The organism is Thiovibrio sp. JS02, from assembly GCF_053485635.1.
In genome coordinates this window covers 1,247,937-1,267,960 of sequence record NZ_CM130715.1, presented here as the reverse complement: position 1 = coordinate 1,267,960, position 20,024 = coordinate 1,247,937, and the positions used below count along the sequence as shown (strand labels likewise).

The following is a 20,024-nucleotide window of genomic DNA, read 5'->3' as shown; positions in this document are numbered from 1 at the left end:
TCGTTTATGGATCATATGGGCCGCGAGCCCCCGACTATCCTGCCGCGCAAGGAATTCTGGCAGGCCTCTTCAATGATGACATCGAGCATCTGCCCAGGGATCAGGGCCTCCATGCTCTTGAAATTCACGATATGGTTGGTGCCGCTCCTGCCGCACCACTGGCTGCCCGCCGCCTTGCTCTTGCCTTCCACCATCACCGTGACGGTTTTGCCGACATCCTCCTGCTTGCGGGCCAGGGAAATCTCTTCCTGACGGGCCTGCAGCCTGGCCAGCCGTCCGTTTTTCACCTCCTCCTCGACCTTGCCGTCAAACTCGGCGGCCCTGGCGTTGGGACGGTCGGAATACATGAAGGAAAAGGCGCCGTGGTAGCGCACGGTTTCGAGCAGCTCCATGGTGGCGTTGAAATCCGCTTCACTTTCCCCGGGAAAGCCGACGATGATATCGGTGGTGAGGGCGATTTGCGGACAGTATTCGCGGAGTTTCACAACCTTGTCCAGATAGGATTCGATGGTGTATTTGCGGTTCATCCGCTTCAGCACAGCGTTTGAGCCCGACTGCACCGGCAGATGAAAATGGGGGCAGAGCTGGGGAATCTCGGCAAAACAACGCATCAGCTCCTCGGAGAGATCCTTGGGATGCGAGGTGGTGAAACGGAGGCGCGCCAGGCCGGGCAGTTGCGCCACGGCGCGGAGAAGTTCGGGAAAGGTATGGGGCTGGGCGCCGGAACGCTCCCGGCCGTAAGAGTTGACGTTCTGGCCGAGGAGGGTGATTTCCCTGACGCCCTGGCCGATGAGGTGCGCTGCCTCATCCAGGATATCGGTGAAGGCGCGGCTTATTTCCCGGCCCCTGGTATGGGGGACGACACAGTAGGTGCAGAAGTTGTCGCAGCCCTGCATGATGGTGATAAAGCGTTTGTGCGGGGTGGCGCCGGCGAGGTTGGGCAGGAAGGGCGGGATGACGAAGTCCGGGCTCAGCCCGGTGGCCACCAGGCCATGGCGTTTTTCCCGCACCCTGGCGACCAGATCCGGCAGGGTATAGATGGCCTGCGGACCCATGACGATGTCCAGGTAGGGCATCCGTTCAAGTAGCGCTTCACCATCCTGCTGGGCGACGCAGCCGGCCACGACGATGATCAGCCCGGGATTGTTCGCCTTGAGTTTTTTATAGCGGCCGAACGAGCTGTAGGCTTTCTGGGCGGCCTTGCCGCGGATGCTGCAGGTGTTCACCACGATGACATCCGCGTCTTCCGGCGAAGCGCAGGGGAGATAGGCGTGCTCGCCGAGGAGCTGGGCCATGATTTCGGAGTCGCGCTCGTTCATCTGGCAACCGATGGTTTCTATGTAAAGATGTCTGATGCTCATTTTTTTCAATTCAATTCTTTTTTCAGGGTGCCGCTTCATGTCTACATCGCAGTCCCCTCTACATCGCAGTCCCCGTAGACTGCAAACCAATTACAAATCACACAAAAACAAAACGATAGAACGTACAGTCAAGGCAAAACCTCACCCGACATTCCGCTGCAAATCAAGGCGGGCGGACATGCTCTCCAGAAGAGCGTCAAGATCCGTCTTCAGCTGTTCCGGGTATTTCAACTCCATCAGCCCCAGGGTTCTGTCCAGCGTGGAGAGGATGGCCAGGCCGTCGTAGGCCTCAAGAATGAACTTGAGAAAATGAATCTGCCCGGGATTGATCCGCACCCTGAGCCGGGCCAGTCGCTTCTCCATCAGGACTCAGACCGAAAGGGTGGCGTCAAGGGCGCCGAGCAGATCAGTATAGCGGGCCAGGCGGGGCTTGACCACCTCGGCGACAAACTCCTCAACCTGCCGGGGCGCGCGGCCGACAAATTCGCTGCCGTCACCGACCAGGGCGGCAAGCTCGCCGGCAGTAAAGGGCACAGCCGGATCGTTGCCCAGGCGGACCAGGAGGTCGTTGTCCTTGCCTTCCTCCTTGACCACCTTGCCGGCAGCCACGGAATGGACCTTGATCACCTCATGGATCTCCTGACGGCTCTTGCCTTGCTCCACGCAGGCCATGAGGATTTTTTCCGTGGCCATGAAGGGAAGTTCCTGCCGGAGATGGCGTTCAATTTGTTTCGGATAAACAACCATTCCGCTGGTGATGTTGAGAAACAGCCTCAGGATCGCGTCGGTGAGCAGGAACGCCTGGGGAATATCCATGCGCCGGATGGCGGAGTCGTCCAGGGTCCGTTCAAACCACTGGTTCGCATAGGTGGCCGCGAAATTCGCCGGCAGTCCCATCAGCTTCCTCGCCAGGCCGGTCATCCGCTCGGAGCGCATGGGATTGCGCTTGTAAGCCATGGCCGAGCTTCCCACCTGATCCTTGGCAAAGGGTTCCTCCTGAACCTTGAGGTTCGAAAGCAGGCGGAGGTCAACGGCGAACTTGTGGGCAGAAGCGCCGATGCCGGCAAGGGTTTCGGCGGTCTTCATATCCAGCTTTCTGGTGTAAGTCTGGCCGGTAACGGCAAAAACCTGCGAAAAACCAATCTTTTGCGAAACAAGCTCATCCAGTTTGCGAACCTTTTCATGGTCGCCCTTGAAAAGCTCGACAAAGGTGGCCTGGGTGCCGACGGTGCCCTTGGCGCCCCTGGCCCTGATCTGGCCTTCCAGATTTTCCAGATAATCAAGATCCAGGAGGAGATCCTGGATATATAAGGTATTGCGCTTGCCCACCGTGGTGGGCTGGGCTGCCTGGTAATGGGTGTAGCCCAGGGTGGCGAGATCCTTGTGCGCAAGGGCGAAGCGGCTCAGGTTGGCAATGACGTTGACCAGAGCCTTTTTGACAAGCCGGAGGGCCTTTTTCTGGATGAGCAGGTCGGTGTTGCAACCGACAAACTGGGAGGTGGCGCCGAGGTGGATTATGGGTTCGGCGGTGGGGCACTTGAGGCCGTAAGTATAGACATGGGCCATGACATCGTGGCGGATTTCCTTTTCCTTCCTGGCGGCGACCTCAAAATCAATGTCAGTGGCATGGGCCTTGAGTTCGTCGAGCATGGGTTGGGTGATGATCTCGGTGAGGCCCAGCTCGAACTGGGCCTCGGCCAGGGCGATCCAGCAACGGCGCCAGGTTTCGAACTTGGTGCGCTCGGAAAAAAGCTCCTGCATTTCCCGACTGGTGTAACGGCTGACCAGGGGCTCCTGATAGATCTCGCGGTTCATGGAAATCTCCCTAAAAAAAGGCAAGAACGCCGGAGCGGCCTTGCGGCATGGTTTGTTTTTTTGCCTGAAAAGAGGCTCAGGCGGCATGCGGTCCAAGAATGGAACCATGGGCAAAATCACAGAAAATCCTTTACCAAAAAAAATGAAAAAATGCTCCCACAAAGGCCCTGGAGCCCGAACTTAGAATTCACCTCAATATACAATGTCGCATAATGTATATTATGTATAGTTTTTGAATAAATAATAAAATCAGTCAGATGAATGCCTGATGTCCACCACGTCGAGTTGCCAGCTCTGTTCTCCCCGGAAAAAATTTTTCCGCCAGCGGAAGGCCAGCTCCAGCCGTTGACCGCTCTCGGCAAGTTGCAGACAATCACTCAGACCAAAACCAATACCGCCATAAATCGCACCGTTGATCTTCGTCCTGAACTTGAGATGATTGACGCCAACCACACGCGCTTCCTCAAGGGTTTTGCTCAGGGCAAAAATCGGTTCCGGGTTGCCCATGCCGAACGGCGCCAGCCTTTCATAAAATGCATGAAACTCCCTGCCGGCACATTCGTCCGCCTTCCCGTGCCAGGCAATCTCGATCCTTGGCTGCAGCATCCCGGCGGTCATCTTTTCCGCGAGGCTTTCCTCGAAACGGCGCTCCAGTTCCGCCAGGTTTTCCAGCGGCAAACTGAGGCCGATTGCCGCCTCATGTCCCCCGAAATGGGTGAAAAGTTCGCCCATTGCCCGTAGAATCTCATGGAGGTTCAAACCGGGGACCGAGCGGCCGGATCCCTTGGCCAGGCCGTTGGCCAGTCTGGTAAAGACCAGGGTCGGGCGATGATATCGTTCCACGATCTTGGCGGCGCCGATGCCGATCACGCCGGGATGCCACTCTTCCCCCAGGAGAACAAGGCCTTTTTTCCCCCGGGCAAGCATCTCTTCGGCCACGGGTGCGGCCTGTTTGAACAGGGCATCGATGAGCAGTTTCCGGGCTTCGTTTTCCCGGTTCAATTCTTCCGCCAACTCTCGGGCTTCCCCGGCATCGTTGCTGGCAAGAAGCGCCAGGGCCCTGGCCGCGTCGCCAAGGCGGCCGGCGGCGTTGATTCGCGGGCCAAGGCGGAAGCCGATATCCTCACAGCCCACCCCGGGCCCCTTGAGGCCGGAAACCCTGAGCAACTCGTTGATCCCCGGCCTTTCGCACTTCTGCAGCTGCTCAAGGCCCGCCTTCACCAGAATCCTGTTGACCCCGGTCAGGGGAACCATGTCGCCCACCGTGCCGATTGCCACCAGGTCAAGGTAGGCCTTGAGGTTGGGGCTCATGCCCTTTCCGGGAAAATACCCCTGGGCGAGGAGGTGGCTTCGGACCCCCATGAGCAGAAAAAAGGCGACCCCCACCCCGGCCAGGTTCTTGTCGGGGAAAGCGCAGCCCGGCTGGAGCGGATTGATGACGGCATCGGCCATTTCCGGCAGCTGCGCGGGCGGCTGGTGATGATCGGTAACAATGACCGACCAGCCCATTTCCTTGAAACGCCCCACCTCCAGGTGGTCGGAAATCCCGCAATCAACAGTGATGAGCAGCGGCGCCTGACCGAAAATTTCCGCGGGTAATTTGCGTTCCACCGCCCGCGGATGCAAGCCGTAGCCATCCTCAAGGCGCAGGGGCTGACAGGGAAAAACCTGCCGGAAGCCGACTGCTTTCAAAAAAATCGAGAGAATCGCCGCGCCGGTGGTGCCGTCCACGTCATAGTCACCGTAGACCACCACCGGCCGCTGCCCGGCAAGAGCCGAGGCCACGGCCAGCACCGCTTCGCGCATCCCTTTGAGCAAAAAGGGGGAAGGCAGATCAGCCAGGGAGGCAGAAAAAAATCGCTCCGCCTCCCCCCTGTCCGCGATCCCTCTCTGCAGGAGAAGGGCGGCAAAGATCACGGGCAGGCGCAACTCGGCGCCAAGACGCTCTGCCTGCCCCCCATCCACCGGCAGAACTTCCCATCTCTTCTTCAGCAAGGAAGACATCGGACACACCTGAGACGCTACGTTAACTTTTGGAGGCAATAGGCTGAAATTATAAAATAAATTCAGCCATTTTTCTTTGTTCTGTGGGCAAGATCAGGATTGCCGAGAATCGTAAATCCCCTGATCAGATACTGCGCTCCGGAAAGGATGGTGAACAGCGCCGTCAACAGGATCAGATAGTCCCGCATGGCAAAGAGCGAGGTCACATACTCCTGGCCAAGATGGAGAACCACGGTGAGCAGCTGCAGAAAGGTGGTGATCTTGCTGACAAAGGCGGGCTTGATGTCAAAGGGGCGATCATAGAGCATGAGGACGCCGATGCCGCCGACAATGAGGATGTCGCGGCTCACCACCAGCACCGCCAGCCACTTGGGCAACATTCCCAGGGCGGCGAGGGTGACAAAGGAGGTGATGAGCAGAAGCTTGTCGGCAATGGGATCGACAAAGGCGCCGAAATCGGTTTTCTGTTTGAGTGCCCTGGCCAGAAAGCCGTCCAGGCCATCGCTCACCCCGGCGGCGACAAAGATCCAGAAGGCGGTAAGCAATCTGCCTTCCAGTAGAAAAATGACCAGAATCGGGATCAAGAGGATCCTGACGATGGTGATGCAGTTTGGTATGTTCACTTCCCCCCCTTCCCCGGCAAGTTACTCGACAAACCTGCCTTAGGCATTTAAAAAAACGGCAACCTTGGCGAGCACCCCCTGCTCGTCTTCGGGCGAAAACCAGCGGATCTCCGGGTCGGCCCCGAACCAGGTAAGCTGCCTCTTGGCATAGCGCCGGGTATCCCTGGCCAGCAAGCGCAACGCCTCTTCCCATTGCCAGGCGCCGCTGAGAAAATTGACCATGTGCCGGTAACCGATGGCCTGCATGGATTTCAGTTCAGCCGGGTAGCCCATGTCAAGCAGCGAACGGACTTCGTCCAGCAGCCCGTGTTCCACCATCTGTTGCACCCTGAAGTCGATCCGTTCATAGAGCGTCTCCCTCTCACCCTGCAAACCGATTTTCAACACTCTGGAAAAAACCGGCTCCTGCCGGGGCTGCTGCGCCAAGTGGGTGCTCCAGCCTCTGCCGGTTGCCAGGAATATCTCGAGCGCGCGCAGCAGTCGCTGCGTATCATTAGAATGTATACGCGCGGCAGTCTGGGGGTCGCAGGCGACAAGCTCCGAAAAAAGGACAGCCCTGCCCTCTTCGGCCAGACGCTCTTTCAGGCGTGTGCGTATGGTCGGTTCATTGGCCTCAACCTCAAAAAGCCCGTTCATGAGGGCCTTCAGATAAAGACCGGTGCCGCCCACCAGCATGGGCCGTTTGCCCCGGCCGATGATTTCCCGGCAGGCGGCCACGGCATCCTCAACATAACGGCCAACATGGTATTCCTCGTCAGGGTCGACGATGTCGATGAGATGATGGGGGATGAGGGCGCGTTCCTCCGGGCTGGCCTTGGCCGTGCCGATGTCCATCCGGCGGTGGATCTGCATGGAGTCAAGCCCCACGATCTCGCAGGAAAAGCGTTGGGCCAGCCTGAGGGAAAGCGCGGTTTTGCCCACGGCGGTGGGACCGAGCAGGACAAGAACCGGCTCCGCGATCGGGTTGTGGTGAAGACCTGAGGCCATGGGCGTAGCTGGATATCCTTCCGGTTTGACAAAGAAATCGATTGTTCTTCTCGTTGATTTCCGGTAAATTTGACAGTTCCGATTTGAATAAAGCCACGGTCAATTCGGCGAAAACCCGTTGACCAGACCAATGCCGAACACCATACCATATATCCAGAAAGGAGAAAATCATGCCTGAAAGAATTTACAACTTCAGCGCCGGACCGTCCACCCTTCCCTACGAGGTGCTTACCCAGGCGGCCAAAGATATCGTGAATTTCAACGACAAGGGCATGGGCCTCATCGAGATGAGTCACCGCTCCAAGGATTTCATCGCCGTGGTGGATGAAACCGAGGCAAACCTGCGCGAACTGATGAAGATTCCGGCCAACTACAAGGTGCTCTTCCTGCAGGGCGGCGCCTCCACCCAATTCGCCATGATTCCCATGAACCTGCTCGGCCCGGGCAAAACCGCCAGTTACCTCAACACCGGGGTCTGGGCCAAGAAGGCGATCAAGGAGGCCAAGCTCTTCGGCAAGATCCAGGTGGCCTATTCCAGCGAGGAGAGCACCTTCAACCATGTGCCCAGGGATGGCGACTATGCCGTGGATCCGGCAGCCGAATATCTCTACTTCGTGACCAACAACACCATCTACGGCACCCAGTTCGCCAAGATGCCCACAAGCGAGAAGATGCTCATCGCCGACATGTCCTCGGACATCCTCTCGCGGCAATTCGACATCACCCCCTTCGGTCTGGTCTATGCGGGTGCGCAAAAGAACATGGGGCCTGCCGGGGTTACCGTGGTCATCATCCGCGAGGATCTCCTGGAGCGCACCCCGGAAAACGTCCCCACCATGCTGCGCTACAAGACCCACGCCGACAACGGCTCCATGTTCAACACCCCGCCCTGCTTCGCCATCCATGTGGTGGGCCTTGTCCTGAAATGGCTTAAAAAACTGGGCGGTGTGGCGGCCATGGAAAAGATCAACCGGGAAAAGGCAGCCATCCTCTACAATGCCATCGATTCCACCGACTACTACCGCGGCCATGCCCAGCCCGGCTCCCGCTCCGACATGAACATCGCCTTCAACCTGCCCACCCCGGAGCTTGAGGCCAAGTTCATCAAGGAGGCCACCGCCGCCGGTTTCGACGGTCTCAAGGGCCACCGTTCCGTGGGCGGCTGCCGCGCCTCCATCTACAACGCCTTCCCCAGGGAGGGGGTGGAAAAGCTGGTCGCCTTCATGCGCGAATTCGAGAAGAAGAACGGTTGATTGGGGCAGCTGTCAGCCATAAGCTGATGGCCGTCAGCCGAGGACTGAAAGCTGAAGGCTTATAGCTGAAACATGCACTACGAAGGCGCCCACATCATCAGGCCACCCAGTGAGGCGGACAGCATCATCCTCCAGGTGACGGTGGGCTGCTCCCATAACCGCTGCACCTTCTGCGGTACTTACAAGGGGGAGCGCTTTCGCATCAAGGATCTGGCGGTCGTGGACCTGGACCTCGACTTTGCCGCCACTTACTGTCAAAGGCAGAGCCGGGTCTTTCTGGCCGACGGCGATGTCCTGGCCTTAAGCCAGAAACGGCTCGTTGCCCTGCTTGGAAAGATCCGCCGACAGCTGCCCTGGGTGAATCGGGTCAGCCTCTACGGCAACGCCAGGGCGATCCGCAACAAAAGCGTCGAACAGCTGCGGGAATTGAAAGGGTTGGGGCTGAACCGGGTCTACATGGGCCTGGAGAGCGGCCATGATCGGGTGCTTGCCCAGATCAGCAAGGGCGCGGACGCAGCGGCGATGATCGAAGCGGCGGCAAGGCTGCACGCGGCCGGCCTCTTTTTTTCGGTCACCGCCCTGCTCGGCATCGCGGGCCAGGCCCTGTCCCGGGAACATGCCCGGGCCACCGGCCGGGTGCTCTCCGCCATGGAGCCCAACCAGATCGGCATCCTCACCCTGATGCTCCTTGCCGACACCGAGCTGTACCGCCTTGAAAAAGCCGGGAAATTCAGGCTTCCAGACCGCTTCGCCATGCTGGAGGAGCTGCGCGTCATGGTGGAGCATATCGAGGTGAAGCGGGGGCAGCTGCAGAGCAACCACGCCTCCAACTACCTGCCGATCAATGCGCGGTTGCCCCGCGACAAGGAGGCGGTGCTGGCGGCAATCGACCAGGCCCTGGCCGGCCGGGCCCATCTTAAACCCGAATACCTGCGAGCCCTGTGAATGGAGAAGCCCGATCTCAAAGACTTTACCATGGCCGAAATGCGCGACTGGGTGCAGGCGCGGGGCTGGCCCGCCTTCCGGGCCCAGCAGATCTTCGCCTGGCTCTACCGCCCCGGCGTCAGCGATTTTTCCCAGATGACCGACATCTCTAAGGAGCTGCGGGCCGAGCTTGCCGAAAGGGCCGTCATCAGCCGCCTGCTTCCTGAGGTGGAGGAACATTCCGGCGACGGCAGCAGCAAGTTCGGCTTTCGCCTCGCCGACGGCAGCCTCATCGAATCGGTGCTGATCCCGGAGGGAGACCGCCTCACCCTCTGCGTCTCCTCCCAGGTGGGTTGCGCCATGGGCTGCAAATTCTGCCTCACCGGCACCATGGGCTTTGTCCGCAACCTTAAGCCCGCCGAGATCGTCGGCCAGGTCCAGGCCATCAGCGAAAAGGTGAAGGCGGAAGGATGGAACCGGATCAACAATCTGGTCTTCATGGGCATGGGCGAACCCCTGGCCAACTTCGACAACCTGATCCGGGCCCTCAGGATTCTCATGGAACAACGGGGCCTTGATTTTTCCAGCCGCAGAATCACGGTCTCCACCTGCGGCATCATCCCCAAGCTCGTGCCCCTGGGCGAGGCGGTGCCGGTGAACCTGGCCATTTCCCTGCATGCGGCCGACGACGAAACCAGAAACGAACTGATGCCGATCAACCGGACCTACCCGATTGACGAGCTGCTCGCCGCCTGCCGCGCCTATCCGCTGCCCAGCCGGCGTAAGGTGATGATCGAATACATCATGATCAAGGATCTCAATGATTCGGTCAAGCATGCACGGCTCCTGATCAAAAAGCTGCACGGCCTGCGTTGCAAGGTCAACATCCTGCCCTACAACGAAAACGAGGTATTTCCCTATCAGAGCCCGCCCAGGGAGCGGGTGGAACTCTTCCAGCGCACCCTGCGCGACTCGGGTATCACCGCGCTGATCCGGGAATCCCGCGGCGCGGACATCTCCGCGGCCTGCGGCCAGCTCGCCGTGCAGGACGATGCCGAAGACGGGGAGGAGTAGCCCCCTGCCCCGGTCCGACAAGTTTCCGCGACTCCAGGCTTTTCCATTGACTTTCCGGCGGCGAACATTCTAATTAATGCAGAACCGCAGTGAACAGCCGCAACCTGCGCCGCTTCCCGAAAAACCGCATGAACCCGGCCTCGCCCGGTCGGGAACGCCGGCTTTTACTTCAGGAAACCCTTTCTCATCCCATGGAGGAATCAATGCAACCCACCACGTGCCGCACCCTTATGGTCCTGTGTCTGCCCCTGCTTCTCGCCATCGGCGCCTGCGCCACTTACACCCGCCAGGTGGTGATGCGCTATGAACCCGTCACCAGCAAGCGTTTCGCCGGCGGCGAGCTGTATCTGGTCAACTCGGAGCTGCAACCCCCTTCCTCCTCCGGGGCCTGGCCCATCGGCACCGTGAAGAACCGGGACGGCAACCCCATCGACACCCTCTGGAGCGGCGTCTCCCCTGCCGGTCTGGTCCAGACCGCATTGAGCCGCGAGCTTGACAAATCCGGCTATCAGGTGCTTCCCCAGAAAAACCTGCCCGCTGGCGCGGAGGCAAGAGTGGTGGAGATCAACGAGGCGATCATCGAGCTGGACCAGAAAACCAACATCTCCAGGGTGGACGGCTCCTGCACCATCAGCGTCGCCATCACCGTGGCCAGGCCAGGCGCCCCGGCCCGCATTCTCCGTTACAAGGCAAACAGCACCGACATCGCGGTCAAGGACCGCGACCGCCTCGCCGAGGAGATGTTGCGCAACACCATGCAGGATCTCATGAAACAGGCCATGCCGGACATCGTTGGGACGCTTGCGCAGTAGGGAGGCCGGGTTGGGGGCGAATCTCTACCCATTTTCGCTGGCGGCCGCAGCGGTGGTCTCTCTCGGGTCCGGGAAACCGAAAGCGGCATGGCGGTGACCGCGGAAATCAAGAACGGTAAAGAATGGACACGGGCCCGGTTGCTGTTGCGCGCCCTGCGCTCCAGAAATTACCGGCTCTTTGTCGCCGGCCAGGGCGTCTCTCTCGTCGGCACCTGGATGCAACAGGTTGCCATGAGCTGGCTTGTCTACCGTTTGACCGGTTCGACCCTGCTCCTGGGCGTGGTCGGGTTCACCAGCCAGATTCCCACCTTCTTTATGGCGCCCGTGGCAGGCGTGCTCGCCGACCGCTGGGACCGACGCCGCCTGCTGCTCGCCACCCAGAGCCTGGCCATGCTGCAAGCGGCCTTTCTGGCCCTGGCCGTTCTCTCCGGCTCCATTGAGGTCTGGCAGATAATCTTCCTGAGCCTTTTCCTTGGCATTGTCAATGCTTTCGACATCCCCATCCGCCAGTCCTTTGTCGTCGAAATGGTCGACCATCGGGAAGATCTGGGCAACGCCATTGCCCTCAATTCTTCCCTGGTGAACGGCGCCCGCCTTGTCGGCCCTTCCATTGCCGGGATTCTTGTGGCCGCCGTCGGCGAGGGGATCTGCTTCGTGCTGAACGCGGCCAGTTACCTGGCGGTGATTCTGGCCCTTGCGGCAATGCAGGTAGATCCGGGCCAGCACCAGCAACGGCCGAGGCGTCACATTCTTCACGAACTCCGCGAGGGGTTTGCTTACGCCTTCGGTTTCGGGCCGATCAGGAGCATCCTCCTTCTCATGGCCCTGGTAAGCCTCATGGGGATGCCGTATTCCGTGCTGGCGCCGGTTTTTGCCAAGGAGATCCTGCATGGCGGCGCGCAAACCTTCGGTTTCCTCATGACCGCTGCTGGCTGCGGCGCTCTCTCGGGCACCCTGTATCTTGCCTCCCGCAAAAGCGTCCTCGGGCTCGGCAGGGTGATAACCAGGGCCACCACCCTGTTCGCGGTCGGCATCGCCGCCTTCGCCCTCTCCCGCAGCTTCATTTTTTCGCTGCTGGCCCTGAGCCTGGCCGGTTTCGGGGCCATGACCCTCGTCTCATCCAGCAACACGGTCCTCCAGACAATCCTTGACGAAGACAAGCGCGGCCGGGTCATGAGCTTCTTCGCCATGTCGTTCGTGGGGATAGCCCCCTTTGGCAACCTTGCCGCCGGAGCCATGGCCCAGGCGATCGGCCCCCGCGACACGCTTCTGCTCGGGGCGGGATTCTGCCTTGCCGGCGGAGCGCTCTTTGCCAGAAATCTCCCGAAGATCAGGGAAAAGGTCCGGCCGATCTACATCCGCATGGGCATCATCCGTGAAGTCGCCGATGGCATGGAAGCAGGCGCCGAAGCGCCCCCCATCGGAGAAGTGGATTCCGCGCCTCCTCTTTTGGAAGATATGAAGACCGTGACCGCCGCCATAATCGTGAAAAACGACCGCGTCCTGCTGACCCGACGCAAGGAAGGGGAAAAATTGTCAGGTTATTGGGAATTTCCCGGCGGCAAGGTCGAAGATGGGGAAACGCTGCAGGAATGCCTGGAAAGAGAGCTGCAGGAAGAGCTCGGCGTCGCGGCAAGGGCAGGTGACGTTTTTGCTGAAAGCGTTTACCACTATGCGCATGGGAAGATCAAACTTATCGGCCTGGAAACGGAACTGCTCGACCATGAATTCCATTTGCGGGTCCACGACCGGGCCGAATGGGTTCCGGCCCGGAATCTCCTGGAGTTTCAGCTTGCTCCGGCCGACATCCCCCTGGCCCGGAAAATCCTTGCTTCCGCAAAAATGCCCTAACAGTCCGTTACAAAGCGGGCTGGGCCGCACCGGTATCCGTCGCCCCCTGCAAGTTTTTTCTCAGCCCTTCCCCGAGTTGGTGAAATCCCCAACAGTTCGCAATATCCCCATACCCTTTTGTCGCTCGCCATTTCCAATAACGACAACATACTGAAAACAAAGCACATTATTTTCAAAAACATAATGGCCCGCTTATTGCAAACTAAGCAGGTAAACCAATTGAAAATGGGCAAAAAACCATGAAAACGAAAATCGCCGGCCAGGCACGAAAACGCCCGGCCATCTCCTCCAGGAAAAGGACACCGCGGGTCGGGCTGGTTCTGAACCAGGAATTTTCCCCGGCCTGTCCTCCGGTCGAGCGGTTGACCGCATCCTGCTCCTGCTGCTGATCGGAAGGGAAAAACAATCACTACGCCGAACAGGGAGAAAAGGAATGGAACAGAGCCTGAACCGAAACTTTCTGAAGTCGGAGACCGAAAACCCTGTCGTGGATGCTGTCCTGACCTGCCTGCGGAACCAGACGCCCGGAGAGGATATCCTCGAAAATCTGAATCAACTTGTCCGCCAGGAAGGAAATTCCGTCTGCAAGATCATCCTGGAACTGCTCATGCACCGCAGCTTCGGCTGCGGAGAGGCGGCACATTACTGGCAGGAGATCGTTGACCACCATCGGGCGATGTCCTGCTCCCTCGGCCGGGTTGTAACCATTTCCGTCGCGGTCTGCGATTATTTCTCCCTGCACGACACCTGGGGCAGCTTTCCCAAGCTCATCGACGTCCATGAGTTTGAAGCCATGCACATGGAGCGACAGTTTGACTTTTTGACCGGTCTCCACAACAAACAGAGCCTGGAAAGCGCACTCAACCAGGAATTCAAGCGGGCCGAACGCTACCACCATGAACTCTCCGTCCTCTTCCTCGATCTGGACTGCTTCAAGGAAATCAACGATCGCCACGGCCATCTGGCCGGAGACAGGATACTGCGACACGTGGGCAGGATCATCGCCCAGAACAAACGGTCCATTGACATTGCCGCCCGTTTCGGCGGCGATGAGTTCGTCCTGCTCCTTCCTGACACCGACAAGCAAAAGGCCTTGGAGATGGCGGAAAGAATCCGTTCGGAAATCAGCAAGGAATGCCTTGTCGTTGAAAACAGGCAGGTGCGCCTGACGGTAAGCGGGGGCATCGCCACCTATCCCGAGGACGCGGCAAGCGGCATGCAGGTCTTCAGGTATGCGGACAATGCTCTCTATCAGGCCAAATATTCCGGGAAAAATATCATCCTGCACCATGTGCCGGAAAAACGCCGCTCCAAACGGGTCGAAATCCTGGCCCCCCTCGCCATAACGCAGATCGACTCAAAACCCTTTAGCCTGGCTCCGATGCAGAGCAAGAATCTCGGCTGCACCGGCATCCTGCTGGAGAGCAGCGTTCCCATCGACACCGGCTCCCAGCTCGAACTCGAGATCATCCTCGCCAACAAAAAACTGACCATTCAGGGCGAGGTGGTGCGGCTGGAAAAGCTCGGTCGGGAATCTTTCGACATCGGGGTTTCCTTCCTGAAAACCCAGGGGGATTCCATCGCCACCATCCGGGATTATCTGCAATGACCAGAGTCAGGGGGGGAGGTGCTCCCCCCTGCGGAGGCTGTCGGGAAAAATATTTCCCCAAAGGGGCTGCTGGCCCGGGTGGCGTTGAGATGGCACCGGCAACCGAGGCGCGACGGGATCTACAAGAAGATAAGGAACCGCCGGGCAGGGTACCCGGCCTTGCGGCTGCTTTGCTTTTTCTGACCAAGGTCGGAACGGGCGAGGGGGCAAATCCTCCTTGAGGGGCCGAATTTCTTTACCACTTTCGGAGCCGACGCAATCCGGCGCCGCATCCTGGGCGGCAAACCGCCGCCATCGCTCCGGAGCGGCCTGCAAAACCATTACCGCCCAGCTGGCTCTTCTGCTTTTCGCCCCATCACCAGTCTCCCTCTCGGTATGGATGGAATCATGGTCTGATTTTTCGCTTCACCACTTGTTGCCGCGCCCCCGGGAGTCTCTGTCCGAGCGTCCGCCATCGCCGGAGTCATCGCCCCGGCCCTGCCGGCTGCCGCGCTGGCTTGGTTCGCTCCTGGTCCGTTCCTGGCGTTGACTCTCGTCAGATACGCGATCGTGTTTTTCCAATTCGAGCCGTTGGCGTTCCTGTTTGTCGACCTCCCTTCCTGTCCGTCCTTTATTCCGGTCGGACTCGACGCGCTCCTGTTTCTGCCGTTCCGGCTCAAGCCGCATGCCTTCCCGGCTGTCAACCTCGCTCCTTGTCCGCCGTTCCTTCCGTTCGCCCTCGACACGTTCATGTTTCCGCCTCTCCAGTTCGAGGCGTTCACGTTCCCGCTCCCTGTCCCCCTGCTCGGACCCTCCCCGGGTATCGTGCCGGTAATCACCGGCACGATGGAAAGACTGGCCATATTTCCTTGCCGTGGCCTTATCATAATAGGCGACACCCCGACGATGCCTGGGGTCGTGCTGCCAACGGCCAGGCGTCGGATACCAGTGTTCGTGCCGGACAAATCGCGGCCGCCGATGGACATCGACATAAATGTAGTGTCGATGCCAATCAAAATAACACCAGTTGCCAAAGACAAAACCAAAATAAATGCCGGGCCAGTAAGAGATGCCGACACTGATGCTCACGCCGGGAGGGCCCCAGTAATGGGGAGGATAGGCGGGGTACCACCACGGACCATAGACCCGGAAGGGATCATAGTACGGCACATGGATCACCGTGGGATCCGCCGGCTTGATGATGATCGTCTCCTTTTCCACGACGACCTTCTGTTGCGAGGAGGTGGCGAGGTTGCCCTGGGCAACGGCCTTGGCCCGCAGTTCCTGTACCATATCCATGACCTCGGCCTCCTGGGCGAGGAAGGCATTGCCGATGTTGGTGGTTTCGGAGATCCGCTCGCTCATCAGAGCCAGAATCTGCGGGAAATGGCAGAGCGCCTTGACGCTGGGGCTCCATTGTTTGTCCAAAAGCACCGTATTGAGGGTCTCGCCCTTCAGGTTCGGATTCTTCCTGGTCCAGCGGTCGGCTTCGACAACTTCAATGGGATAGGTGGATGCCATCAGGATTTGCGAGAGAACCGTATCCGGATAGAGAGCGATGGGCGCCAGCATCTGGGCGAGCTCCTCCCGGCTGTATTTATCCGGCGCGGTCGGATCACTGTCCTGGGCCGAAAGCGGTTGCGGCGACATGAAGAGAGAGAAAAACGAGCAGAAAATCACAAGCAATCCGAGGGGAATACGGAAGACTGCTGATGTCTCCATGACGACCTCCTTGAAAGCCTTGACGGCGTATATATTTTAAGACCGCGGCGAAAGAACTCTGCTCCGGCGGGGAAACAAAACCGGCAAGACTTTCCGCTCCTAACTTGCCGGGAGAGACACCATAACCATACCATGTATCAGAAACAAAAAAAATGGATTCGGACCACCAAGGCCCGAACCCATTGTCGCAAACATACCTGTCTTGCAAAAAAACCTGAAGCGTTTTCTCAGCTTTTTACAGTGCGCCGCTCATGGTCTTGCCAAGCTTGTCCTCGATAACCCCGGCAATGAATTCCTCGCTGAAATTCCCTTCCTTGCGGATGGCCTTGGTGGCGTTGCCAAAGGCAACCCGCAGCTTCTTGTCGCTGACCAGGGCAAGGGCCTTGTCGATCCGGTTCTTCAGTTCCTCCGGGGCAACCCCCTCCACCTGGCCGATCGGGCCAAGCTCCTTCATCTTCACGGTGAAATCGGTGATCAGCTTGACAAAGCGCGGCGCCTCGGCAGCGGAAGCCCATTGCAGATTGAACCGCTCCGGCCTGATGCCCACTTCGCTCAAAACCTTCTTCACCAATGCACTCACACCCATCGCGTCATAATTACCAACCTGGTAATGACATTCACCGAGTTGTCAGCCGCCGGTGAAGATGCCGTCGGCTCCCTCGGCAAAGCCGCGCAGAACAAAGGCCGCATCCAGCCGGCCGGTGCACATCACCCGAATGGTGCGCAGATTGGGCGGGTACTGATAGCGGGAAACCCCGGCACTGTCAGCGGCCGCATAGCAGCACCAGTTGCAGAGAAACCCCAGGATTCTGGGATTGAAATCATTCTTGCTCATAGATATTAAGCCTCCTTGGTTTCACCAAAGGCGGTGATTTGCGCGTTGATCTGTTCGTCGGTGAAGCCACCCATGGAAATGGCGAACACCGGGCAGTGCGAGGCGCAGATGCCGCAGCCCTTGCAGGAGGCGGCGATGGTCTCGGCCTTGCGCTTGCCGTTTTCGTCCTTGATGATCCGGATGGACTGGTAGGGGCAGAGCGATTCGCACAGGCCGCAGCCGATGCACGCTTCCTTGTCCACGCTGGAAATGGTGGGCTCCACCGAAACAAAGCCCTTGCAGAGCGGGATGGAAGCCTTGGCCGCCGCTGCCTGCGCCTGGACGATGATCTCCTCCACCGGCTTGGGCGAATGGGCCAGGCCGCAGACATAGACCCCGCTCACCGGCAGTTCCACCGGCCGCAGCTTGACATGGGCTTCAAGGAAGAACCTGTCCTCGTTCACCGGCACCTTGAGGAGCTTGCTGATCTCCTCGGTCCCTTCGGCCACGATGCCGACGCTCAGGGCCAGCACCTCGGGGGTCATGGTGACCTCGTCGCGCAGGATCGGATCGTAAAAGGTGACGCTGGTCTTCTTGCCGCTGCTCTTGAATTTGGGCTTGTTGTCCATGCTGTAGGGGATGAAGACCACCCCTTTTTCCCTGGCCTCGCGGTAGGCGTCCTCGGCAAAGCCGTAGGTGCGCATGTCGCGGTAGAGCACCACCACCTGGGAGGCAGGGTCAAGCGATTTGATCTTGAGGGCGTTTTTCACCGCATGGTTGCAGCAGACCTTGCTGCAGTAGTTGAGATCATCCCCACGGGACCCGGCGCACTGCACCATGACCACCGACTTGGGTGCCAGGTTCTTGCCCTTGCCGGCCAAACGCTGCTCCAGCTCGCGCTGGGTGACGATGGTGTCGGAGAACTTCACCGGATTGCCCAGCACCACCTCGGGCCGATGTTCGCGGCCGCCGGTGGCGATGATGATCACCCCATGGTCGAGGGTGGTTTCCGTAGCCTTCTTGCCCTTGGTGGTGGTGAGCACCGAGCTGAAGTTGCCGACAAAGCCGTTGACCTGGGTCAGTTCGGTATTGGTCAGCACCTCGATCTTCTTGTTCTTCTTCACCGTGTCGGTAAGCGCGCCGAGAACGGTGCTCACCGTGTCACCCTGCAGGGTGTAGGAAAGATGCTGGAGATGGCCGCCCAGGATCGCCTCCTTTTCCACCACCGTGGTCTGGAAGCCCTGCTCAGCTAAGGTCAGGGCCGCGGTCAATCCTGCCACCCCGCCGCCCAGAACCAGGGCCTTGGCCGTGACCGGCACGGTCTGCTCGGGCAGGGGCTGGATGTGGCGGGCCTTGGCAATGCCCATGCGGACCAGATCCTTGGACTTCTGGGTCGCGGCCGCGGGCTCGTTGGCATGAACCCAGGAGCAGTGGTCGCGGATATTGACCATCTCGAAGAGACAACGGTTCAGGCCCGCATCCTTCAGGGTTTCCTGGAAGAGCGGCTCATGGGTCCTCGGAGAACAGGCGGCAATGACCACCCGGTTCAGGTTGTGCTCCTTGATCTTGGCCTTGAGCACCTCCTGGGCATCCTGGGAACAGCTGTACAGGCTCTGGGCATGGTAGACCACGCCTTCCATCCCTTCCGTGTACTGCTCAACCGCCGGCACGTCGACCACGCTGCCGATGTTGATCCCGCAATGGCAGACAAAGACGCCGATGCGGACCTCTTCATCCTTGCCGGTTTTCTGCTCCTTGGGATAGGTCTTGTGCACCAGGGCCTTGCCGCGATCCTTGGCAATCAACCCGGCTGCCAACCCTGCGGCCGCGCTGGACTGGGTGACGCTTTCCGGGATGTCCTTGGGCCCTTGGAAGGCGCCGGCCACCATGACCCCAGGCCTGGTGGTGAGCAAGGGGGCAAAGGTCTCGGTCTTGCAGAAGTCGTAGTTATTCAGGGCAAAACCGGCGATCTCGCCGAGGTTCCTGGCGTCGGCCGGAGCATCGAGGCCCACGGAGAGCACCACGATGTCAAAGGGCTCGAAGGAGTGCGTTCCGTCCAGGGTGGAATAGGTGAGTTTGAGATTCTTGTCCCACGGCATGACATCGGCCACCCGGGCGCGAACAAACCTGATCCCCATGGACTCGGCCTTCTTCTGGGCGGCGTCGAAGCCCTTGCCCTGGGTCCGCATGTCCATGTAGTAGATGGTGATCTCCACCTCGGGGTCGTGCTCCTTGGCGACCATGGCCTCCTTGATGGCGTACATGCAGCAGACCGAGGAGCAGTAGCCGTTGTTGCAGCCGAGGTCCCGGGAACCCACGCACTGGATAAAGGCGATCTTCTTGGGATGCCTGCGGTCGGAGAGGCACTTGACCTCGCCCTCGAAGGGGCCGGAGGCGCAGAGCAGCCGCTCGAACTCCAGGCTGGTCATCACGTCGGGGTGCTGGCCGTAGCTGTACTTGGCCAGGGTCGCATCGGGGATGCGGCCAAAGCCCGGGGCCATGATCACCGCCCCGATCTGGATCTCCTTTTCCTCCGCCTTCTGGCTGAAATCAATGGCCTTGCTCTGGCAGGTGCAGACACAGATCTGGCAGGTGCCGTGCTGGAGGTACAGACACGCCTCCGGATCGATGAAATAGGTGGCGGGCACTGCCTGGGCGTAGTCGATGTGGATGGGCCGGGTGACGGCCAAGCCCTCGTTGTACTGGTCCACCAGATGCCTGGGGCAGTACTTGGTGCACAGACCGCAGGCCGTGCATTTGTCCGCGTCGATATAGCGCGGACGCATCCGCAGCTTGGCGGTGAAATTGCCCGGCTTTCCATCCAGGGAAAGAAAGTCTGCGTTGCTCAGGATTTCGATATTGGGAGACCGACCGGCCTCCACCAGCTTGGGCGCGAGTATTCAAAGCGAACAGTCATTGGTGGGAAAGGTTTTATCCAGCTGGGCCATGGCGCCGCCAATGGCCGCGGATTTTTCCACCAGATAGACATAGTAGCCAAGCTCGGTCAAATCAAGGGCCGCCTGGACCCCGGCAATACCGCCGCCGACGACCATCACCGTCCCTGATTTTTTATCTTTTGCTTGTCCCATACATTAACTCCAATCTATTTGAAAAATTGATGGACATGTACAACCTTCAAAACCATACAGGTCCACTAAACAGGTGAGCGAGTCTTATGGACTCCGATATCCCTACG

Annotated in this window: 16 protein-coding genes; 7 read left to right on the top strand and 9 right to left on the bottom strand. The window is 59.3% G+C overall.

From position 1 onward, the window contains the following. Window positions 1-11: 11 nt before the first annotated feature. The 6 genes from miaB to miaA all read right to left on the bottom strand — a co-directional run bounded on the left by miaB (window position 12) and on the right by miaA (window position 6,790). Window positions 12-1,361, bottom strand: a complete 1,350-nt coding sequence (gene miaB, locus ACUUL3_RS05945; protein WP_448555507.1) for a tRNA (N6-isopentenyl adenosine(37)-C2)-methylthiotransferase MiaB — start codon at window positions 1,359-1,361, stop codon at window positions 12-14. Window positions 1,362-1,502: 141 nt separating this feature from the next. Beyond that, window positions 1,503-1,724, bottom strand: coding sequence for a DUF4911 domain-containing protein (locus tag ACUUL3_RS05940; protein WP_448555505.1), 222 nt, complete (start codon window positions 1,722-1,724; stop codon window positions 1,503-1,505). 6 nt (window positions 1,725-1,730) lie between these two features. After that, a complete protein-coding gene (gene purB / locus ACUUL3_RS05935; protein WP_448555504.1) occupies window positions 1,731-3,176 on the bottom strand; it encodes an adenylosuccinate lyase in 1,446 nt (481 codons plus the stop codon). Window positions 3,177-3,425: 249 nt separating this feature from the next. Beyond that, window positions 3,426-5,180: a single-stranded-DNA-specific exonuclease RecJ gene (gene recJ, locus ACUUL3_RS05930; RefSeq protein ID WP_448555502.1), complete on the bottom strand. Its 1,755-nt coding sequence runs from the start codon at window positions 5,178-5,180 to the stop codon at window positions 3,426-3,428. A 62-nt stretch (window positions 5,181-5,242) separates the two neighbouring features. Then, a complete protein-coding gene (gene pgsA, locus ACUUL3_RS05925) occupies window positions 5,243-5,803 on the bottom strand; it encodes a CDP-diacylglycerol--glycerol-3-phosphate 3-phosphatidyltransferase (RefSeq protein ID WP_448555500.1) in 561 nt (186 codons plus the stop codon). A 39-nt stretch (window positions 5,804-5,842) separates the two neighbouring features. Further along, window positions 5,843-6,790 carry a tRNA (adenosine(37)-N6)-dimethylallyltransferase MiaA gene (miaA, locus tag ACUUL3_RS05920; protein ID WP_448555498.1) on the bottom strand — a complete coding sequence of 316 codons (948 nt, stop codon included), beginning with the start codon at window positions 6,788-6,790 and terminating at the stop codon, window positions 5,843-5,845. Between the two features lie 170 nt (window positions 6,791-6,960). On the opposite strand from miaA, the gene serC reads away from it, so the two are divergent. From serC to ACUUL3_RS05885, 7 genes are all read left to right on the top strand, one after another. Beyond that, a complete protein-coding gene (serC, locus tag ACUUL3_RS05915) occupies window positions 6,961-8,043 on the top strand; it encodes a 3-phosphoserine/phosphohydroxythreonine transaminase (protein ID WP_448555496.1) in 1,083 nt (360 codons plus the stop codon). Between the two features lie 72 nt (window positions 8,044-8,115). Further along, window positions 8,116-8,988, top strand: coding sequence for a radical SAM protein (locus tag ACUUL3_RS05910; RefSeq protein ID WP_448555494.1), 873 nt, complete (start codon window positions 8,116-8,118; stop codon window positions 8,986-8,988). Then, complete coding sequence (gene rlmN / locus ACUUL3_RS05905) at window positions 8,989-10,041, top strand: 23S rRNA (adenine(2503)-C(2))-methyltransferase RlmN (RefSeq protein WP_448555492.1); 1,053 nt, start codon at window positions 8,989-8,991, stop codon at window positions 10,039-10,041. 203 nt (window positions 10,042-10,244) lie between these two features. Further along, complete coding sequence (locus ACUUL3_RS05900; protein ID WP_448555490.1) at window positions 10,245-10,853, top strand: hypothetical protein; 609 nt, start codon at window positions 10,245-10,247, stop codon at window positions 10,851-10,853. Between the two features lie 87 nt (window positions 10,854-10,940). After that, on the top strand, window positions 10,941-12,704 hold the full coding sequence (locus ACUUL3_RS05895; RefSeq protein WP_448555488.1) for an MFS transporter: 1,764 nt from the start codon (window positions 10,941-10,943) through the stop codon (window positions 12,702-12,704). A 239-nt stretch (window positions 12,705-12,943) separates the two neighbouring features. Further along, a complete protein-coding gene (locus tag ACUUL3_RS05890; RefSeq protein WP_448555486.1) occupies window positions 12,944-13,093 on the top strand; it encodes a hypothetical protein in 150 nt (49 codons plus the stop codon). A 44-nt stretch (window positions 13,094-13,137) separates the two neighbouring features. After that, window positions 13,138-14,313: a diguanylate cyclase gene (locus tag ACUUL3_RS05885; RefSeq protein ID WP_448555485.1), complete on the top strand. Its 1,176-nt coding sequence runs from the start codon at window positions 13,138-13,140 to the stop codon at window positions 14,311-14,313. Between the two features lie 405 nt (window positions 14,314-14,718). Here the strand turns inward: ACUUL3_RS05885 and ACUUL3_RS05880 are convergent, their stop codons facing one another. The 3 genes from ACUUL3_RS05880 to ACUUL3_RS05870 form a co-directional block, all read right to left on the bottom strand. Continuing rightward, window positions 14,719-16,014 (bottom strand): DUF3300 domain-containing protein, encoded by a 1,296-nt coding sequence (locus ACUUL3_RS05880; protein ID WP_448555483.1) that lies wholly within the window; start codon window positions 16,012-16,014, stop codon window positions 14,719-14,721. Between the two features lie 235 nt (window positions 16,015-16,249). Further along, window positions 16,250-16,849 carry a hydrogenase iron-sulfur subunit gene (locus tag ACUUL3_RS05875; protein ID WP_448555481.1) on the bottom strand — a complete coding sequence of 200 codons (600 nt, stop codon included), beginning with the start codon at window positions 16,847-16,849 and terminating at the stop codon, window positions 16,250-16,252. A gap of 5 nt (window positions 16,850-16,854) precedes the next feature. Beyond that, window positions 16,855-19,917, bottom strand: a complete 3,063-nt coding sequence (locus tag ACUUL3_RS05870) for an FAD-dependent oxidoreductase (RefSeq protein ID WP_448555479.1) — start codon at window positions 19,915-19,917, stop codon at window positions 16,855-16,857. Window positions 19,918-20,024: the final 107 nt, after the last annotated feature.